The 6287-nt window shown below is 35.9% G+C and carries 6 protein-coding genes, 2 rRNA genes and 1 pseudogene; 2 read left to right on the top strand and 7 right to left on the bottom strand.

Annotation, left to right across the window (positions count from 1 at the left end; all coding sequences use genetic code 11):
- Positions 1 to 124, bottom strand: a 16S ribosomal RNA gene (locus tag WAX78_RS25045); the annotation flags it as partial.
- A 575-nt stretch (positions 125 to 699) separates the two neighbouring features.
- Positions 700 to 1581 (bottom strand): alpha/beta fold hydrolase, encoded by an 882-nt coding sequence (locus WAX78_RS25040; protein WP_336484679.1) that lies wholly within the window; start codon positions 1579 to 1581, stop codon positions 700 to 702.
- Positions 1582 to 1695: 114 nt separating this feature from the next.
- On the opposite strand from WAX78_RS25040, the gene WAX78_RS25035 reads away from it, so the two are divergent.
- Entirely contained in the window at positions 1696 to 2640 is a 945-nt protein-coding gene (locus WAX78_RS25035) for a helix-turn-helix transcriptional regulator (protein ID WP_336484678.1), read from the top strand.
- A gap of 90 nt (positions 2641 to 2730) precedes the next feature.
- Here WAX78_RS25035 and WAX78_RS25030 read toward each other — a convergent pair whose 3' ends face one another.
- Positions 2731 to 3627, bottom strand: a complete 897-nt coding sequence (locus WAX78_RS25030) for a DMT family transporter (RefSeq protein WP_336484677.1) — start codon at positions 3625 to 3627, stop codon at positions 2731 to 2733.
- A 324-nt stretch (positions 3628 to 3951) separates the two neighbouring features.
- Between WAX78_RS25030 and WAX78_RS25025 the strand changes: the two genes are divergently transcribed.
- The gene (locus tag WAX78_RS25025) at positions 3952 to 4497 is read left to right on the top strand and encodes a DUF1697 domain-containing protein (RefSeq protein ID WP_336484676.1); all 546 of its coding nucleotides are present in this window, start codon (positions 3952 to 3954) and stop codon (positions 4495 to 4497) included.
- A gap of 130 nt (positions 4498 to 4627) precedes the next feature.
- Here WAX78_RS25025 and WAX78_RS25020 read toward each other — a convergent pair.
- From WAX78_RS25020 to rrf, 4 genes and pseudogenes are all read right to left on the bottom strand, one after another.
- Positions 4628 to 4780, bottom strand: a pseudogene (locus tag WAX78_RS25020) (GNAT family N-acetyltransferase); the annotation flags it as partial.
- Between the two features lie 15 nt (positions 4781 to 4795).
- Positions 4796 to 5134 carry a GNAT family N-acetyltransferase gene (locus WAX78_RS25015; protein ID WP_336484675.1) on the bottom strand — a complete coding sequence of 113 codons (339 nt, stop codon included), beginning with the start codon at positions 5132 to 5134 and terminating at the stop codon, positions 4796 to 4798.
- Between the two features lie 34 nt (positions 5135 to 5168).
- Positions 5169 to 6029, bottom strand: a complete 861-nt coding sequence (locus WAX78_RS25010; RefSeq protein ID WP_336484674.1) for an SMP-30/gluconolactonase/LRE family protein — start codon at positions 6027 to 6029, stop codon at positions 5169 to 5171.
- 133 nt (positions 6030 to 6162) lie between these two features.
- Positions 6163 to 6278: ribosomal RNA gene (gene rrf / locus WAX78_RS25005) — 5S ribosomal RNA — on the bottom strand.
- Positions 6279 to 6287: the final 9 nt, after the last annotated feature.

Raw genomic sequence — 6287 nt, 5'->3', positions numbered from 1 at the left:
TACGTGTTACTCACCCGTCCGCCGCTAACTTCTTAAGAGCAAGCTCTTAATCGGTTCGCTCGACTTGCATGTATTAGGCACGCCGCCAGCGTTCATCCTGAGCCAGGATCAAACTCTCCAATAAAGTGTTTGTCTAGCATCATAAATAAAAATTGACGTTTCACGTTGTTTGTTTCGTTCAGTTTTCAAAGAACTTATCTGTCGCTCAATTGCGACTTCCTTATGTTAACATCTTTGTATTTCAATGTCAACTAAGTTTTTCATTTCGTTTTCGCTTTCTGCTCTGTTGCATCAGCGACTCCTACTATATTACATACTTCTCTCTATAGAGTCAATGCTTTTTTGAAATCTTTTTTTAAATAGCTTTCTCTTCTAATAAACAAACTCTAAATGATTAACGCAACTTTAAGTTTCCTTATAAAGAGCTATTTTTTAAGTCAGGAACCTCCTCAATATTACATATCAAGTAGATTCCCTAATTATTAAATACCTTTACCAAAATAACCACACTTTCCAAACACCTAACACTACTCCCCCCGCTCTATCAAATAGTAAACTATCATTAATGCGGAATCACGTTGTTATTTTATCCCGCATTAACGGGCAGTAATACCCCCACCTCAAGATGGAGAGAGAAGCGAAGAAGCTAGATGGGGGATAACTGCCCGTAAAAGCCCGATTGGTTCAACTAACCATCAGTTAGGGATGCTCCCCCACTGATGGAAGTTTCACTTTATAAGGACATTTTAAAAATTCTTTAATTTCATGAATCAATTCCTGAGCATGGTCAAACATCATAGCATGAGACGTTTCAGGAATTACAACTGTTTTGCTTTCACTTAATTTAGATTCAACATTTTTTATAAATGCTAATTTCTTATCAAGGTCACCTTCTTTTTCTGCTGGAAGAAATAATACTCTACATTGAACAGTATCGTACCACTCTTCTACCCTGCGATCATAAAGATCCTCCGCAATCTGTCTCATGTTGTCTCTCATAGATACAAAAGTCACTTTTCCATTTTGAAGCTTTCGAGGCTTATAATCTTCCATAACTAGAGCTCTCTCTTTATTCCATGGTAACCAATGTCTTTTCATATACTGTATCAAATCTTCTCGTGAATCGAATTCCTGTTCCTCATTAGAAAAGTATTTATTAAAATGCTCTTCTTTAGATTCCATATACAATCCACCCGGCCCTGAATGGTTAACTAAAGCTCCTTCTGAATTAACTAAAGAAATGACTCTTTCCTTATATATCGATGCGAACATTGTGCCAACAGAACAACCAAGTGAACTTCCTACTATATGAGTTTTATGAATACCAAGAACATCTAATACCTCGCGAACATCTTCAACTAAAGTTTCAAGTCGATATCCTTTTTGAGGATGATCCGACTCACCATGTCCCCTTATATCTATAGCAATTACGTGATATTCTTCTATAAAACTTGGAATAACACTTCGCCAAATCGCTGAACTTCCCCCCATATAGTGTAGGAATAAAATCGGCTCACCAGCCTGGCTATATTCGTACGCTTTAATTTTTACTCCCTTTGAATTGATCGTGTATTCTCTCATTACCTAATCCCCCTCATAAATTCCCCTTAGTTCACAAAAAGAAATTTGTGACTTCAGCTTTAGTTTATCGTATATTAGTGACAGATAACGTCACTAATACTAGGAGATATTTTCATGTCTAAAACTGGGAGATTGTTTGAGCTATTAATTACACTAAATACAAAACATCGATTTACTGTTCAAGAGTTAGCAAATGAATTTTCAGTATCCCGAAGAACCATGCTTAGAGATTTACAACTATTAAGTGAAATGGGTATCCCCCTTTTTTCTTCATCTGGACCGAATGGTGGATACACTCTTATAAAGGAACAAAAACTCCCTACTATATCATTAACACCAGAAGAAGCTACAGGACTACTCCTGTCCTATGAACTTTTAGAGCAACAAGATGGCCCTTTTAAACAAGAAAATATATCTACCCTTACTAAAATCCGTTCCAGCATGTCTATAGAGATGCTTCAAAAAATCGAAACATTAAAAAACAGACTGGCAATTGATTCACCTCAAAGAAGCTTTAAAAATCCTTACCTCAAAGACCTTTTACAAGCATCATTAGATAAAGAACATGTGCAAATAGAATATGAATCTCGTTCTGGGTATTCAATCCGAACCATTTTTCCTTTTGGGCTCTTCCTATCTAACGGATTATGGTATACTCCTGCATTTTGTTACAAACGAAAAAGCAATGTACCATTTCGAGTCGATCGGATTATTTCCCTCAAAGTGCAGCAGGACTTTCCGGAACCAATTCCAGTAAATATGACAGTTACACAATGGTTAAAACAAACAGAGTTTTTATCAAAAGAGCTCACTTTGCAGGCAAAGTTAACAAAAAAAGGGTGCAAAATACTTGATCCTCATCCTATCGGAGAATGGATTCAAGTTACTCCTAACGGTACTGGAGTTATTAATGAAAAGATTAAGGAGTCAGATATCCCTTTTATCGGTGGATTGTTCCTCAGTCTTGGAGCAGAAATATTAATAGAGAGACCTCCGGAATTAATACGTTTCGTACGAGAAAAAGCACTAGAAGTAGTGAGTCAGTATTCAGAAATATAAAACCTTTTTCTAAAAAAGAAGGAGCTAAATAAAATAGCACCTTCTTTTTAGAAAAAATATGTATAAGCATGTCTTCATAAGTATTAATTTTTATTTACTTAATACTGATCGAAATAATATTTTAAACTTTTCTTGTTCTGCCCAGATAACAGCTAACAAAACAAGTCCTCCGCCCACAACAATTCTCCACGTTATAACTTCATCTAATAAAATTACAGACGCCATTATACTAACTAACGGAAGCACATTTAAGTACATTCCACCAACAGCTGCCGAAACTTCTTCTAGTGCTTTATTCCATAGTAAGTAAGCAAGAATAGTAGGACCGACAATAAGATACACTAAACTTCCCCATGCATTCCACGTTATTACATCCGGGAGTCCACGATACGATACTTCAAAGATAGTAAAAGGTAAGACTATAATAGCCCCTACAAGTAAAGTTAATGTAGTAAATGCACCGCTCGTTAAATTCGCTTCCTCCTTTGGCTGTTTTAATAAAATATTATAAAAAGCAAATAGAATTGTACTGGCTAAAATAAGTAAGTCTCCAATAAAAGAAGATGTACTCTCATTTTGATTACCTGGAATTGTTATAAGCAATACACCGCACATCCCTAAAAACATACCAATCCAGTACTTCCAACTGATCTTTTCTTTAAGAAAAACAGCAGAAAACATAATAATGAATAAAGGCAATGTAGCATCAATAATACTCACATGCATTCCACTTGTAAGGGAAATTCCATATGAAGTAAACATAAAATACCCCGCAACACCTGTAAAAGATAAAATTATAATTCTTTTCCACGGAATATAACTTCGTCTTACTTCCGACCAATAAACAGGAAGGAATAAACAGCCAGCTAAGGATAAGCGTAAAAAAAGTAAAATAAAAGGCGGGAATGAATGCAATGCCCACTTTGTTGGAGCAATAGCAATTCCCCATAGCATAATCGCTACTACTAGCATAAAAATGCCTCTCATATGCATTTCACATCCGTTTCAATTACAATTGTTAAGTTAAGTTAAGTAATAGATTTCATCCAAATCTACATTCAAAAAAGTTAAAAACAACAGTAAGCTTTAAATATAGGATTTTTTATATTTTAATAGACTATGCCAAATATATAGTTGAATAAATTTCGTAATTCTAATTACTTACTACACAGAGCTTTTCCCAATATAAAAAAGGAATCCCTCTTCAAATTAACGAATTTATTAGTTTCAATATAAAGTGAAACCTCCATCAGTAGGGGTCTTACTGCCCGCGAATAGCGGGATAAAACAAAAAAGACTGAAGGTGACAAAATGACAATTTATATCGCGCTGTTGCGAGGCATTAACGTAAGTGGACATAATAAGATCAAAATGGCTGAATTGAAACATATGCTAGGAACGATGGGTCTCAGCCGAGTACAAACATATATTCAAACTGGCAATGTTCTGTTTGAATCAGCGGAGAATACAAAGTCATTGCGCTTCCGAATTGAGGATGAAATTAGAAAGACTTTTGGGATTTCAATCACCGTTGTCTTAAGAACATCCACAGAATTTGAGAGTATTATTGAGTATTGCCCATACACAGATATACCCTTGGCCAAAGGAGAAAGTGTTCATGTTTCCATTTTAACTGAAGAGCCCCAGCAAAAGGTGGCCGAGCTGCTATCGAACAGCGAACGTGATAATGATGAATACTATATCCATGGACGTGAAATTTACTTCTTGTTCCGTCAAAGCATGCTGGATTCCAAGTTGGCAAAGAGTCTACAGAAACTCGGAAATACAGCAACAACACGCAACTGGAATACAATCAATAAGCTGGCTGCCCTCTTGGAAGCAATGCAAGCTGAATAAGAAAAAATATTTCCGAGGGAACAATAGGGGAAATTCCAAATTCCATGAAAATGTTTACGTATTTTCACCATTGTTTCCCTCTTAACAATCAAAGAAATAATATAATTTGTACATAAATAAACTATAAAGATTAAATTATTTTTACCATATAGTATTCATTGACAAATTTCCCTCTAATCATAAGAGAGTGCCGTTTTATTCCTTCAATTTCAAAACCTGACTTTTTGTATAGAGCAATTCCAGCTTCATTATGTATCATGACTGTCAATTCTAGCCTATGAACACCATTATCTTTTGCTCATTTTTCTAAAGCATTAAAAAGAAGTGTACCTATCCCTTGACCATGATAAGAAGTTAAAATTCCTGTGACTACATAAGCACTATATCGACATCTATTGAAGTTTTCTCTATAGGCTCCAACGTATCCAATTAAATCATCATTTTTCTCCGCAACTAATATAGTGGAATGTTTACTATCCAAAATATCTTGAATTTGTTTCCCTTGTTCATCGACAGTAATGTTTCGCTCATTTGGCTCTAACATCATAAATTCCGTCTCCTCATCCAGTCGTCTACAAAGTGAGAGGATTTTTTTTGCATCTGCTATTTTAATCTCTCGAATTCGTACATTTTCCAATATCCAAACTCATTTCTTCGCAAGTTTGATAAATTCATCCATTAAATTGATATGTAGGACATCCTCTTATGTTCATTTTTATTCGAAATACTCCACCAGCACTCGAATCTGTACTATGCATTCTTGCCGTTGTAATATATAACTCATTTAAGTCACTACCTCCAAATGTACAAGAGGTTACATATAAAGCAGGTATAGGAATAGTTAGCAACTGTTCTCCATTTACAGGGTTCCATCTCGATACTTTAGAACCTCCCCAATGAGCAATCCACAGCATACCTTCTTCATCAATCGGCATCCCATCAGGAAGTCCTTCCTCTTTTGGTATGACAATAACATCTTGTGGGTTTGTAATATGACCTGTATGGACATCATAATCAAAACGAACTACTTTTCTTGTAGGTGTATCAATGAAATACATGTATGTATGATTGGGTGACCATGCTAAACCATTAGAAGTACTCACTTGTTCTAGTTTCTTTTTGACAGTTAAATCGGCATCTAAGCAGTAAAGGACTCCCTCTCCACTTATACCAACAGAGTCTGTAGTACCTGCCCAAAAGCGACCTGCTGGATCGCACTTTCCATCATTAAAGCGATTGTCTTGTAAATGGCTTTCAGGATCATAAATAGCTTGTAGTTCTTCCGTATCCGGATTTAACCAATGAAAACCGTTCTCTAAAGCAAGAATCACGTTACCAGATTTACTAGGAACCACTGATCCTACCATCTGTCCAACAAAGATTTCCTTATTTTTATTTGTAATAGGATTATAGATATGAACCTTCTTCCCTAAGATATCGACCCAATATAGTAACTGCTTTTTACTATCCCAGCAAGGCCCTTCTCCAAGGGTAGCCTTAGCATCAATCACTAATTCTAATTCACCTAACAAATTAACATCTCCTTTTCAAAGAATATTCCGTCTATTTATAGTAACATGTATGAATATCTCTATTAAAGCTTGGATATGCCAATTACAATATAAAAGCACAAAAAAGACGAGTCATTCTGACTCGTCTTAGATTGCCTGGCAACGTCCTACTCTCACAGGGACAAAGTCCCAACTACCATCGGCGCTAGAGAGCTTAACTTCCGTGTTCGGTATGGGAACGGGTGTGACCTCTCTGCCATCATTACCAGACTTATGAAG

This window comes from Bacillus yunxiaonensis (genome assembly GCF_037104695.1).
Lineage (GTDB): Bacteria > Bacillota > Bacilli > Bacillales > Bacillaceae_G > Bacillus_A > Bacillus_A yunxiaonensis.
This window is presented reverse-complemented; position numbering and strand designations above follow the sequence as displayed.

What these genes read in the sequence shown, in the direction of transcription:
- WAX78_RS25040 (WP_336484679.1), bottom strand. Translation starts at nt 1,581, where the DNA reads ATGAGAGAATACACGATCAATTCAAAGGGAGTAAAAATTAAAGCGTAC.
- WAX78_RS25035 (WP_336484678.1), top strand. Translation starts at nt 1,696, where the DNA reads ATGTCTAAAACTGGGAGATTGTTTGAGCTATTAATTACACTAAATACA.
- WAX78_RS25030 (WP_336484677.1), bottom strand. Translation starts at nt 3,627, where the DNA reads ATGAGAGGCATTTTTATGCTAGTAGTAGCGATTATGCTATGGGGAATT.
- WAX78_RS25025 (WP_336484676.1), top strand. Translation starts at nt 3,952, where the DNA reads ATGACAATTTATATCGCGCTGTTGCGAGGCATTAACGTAAGTGGACAT.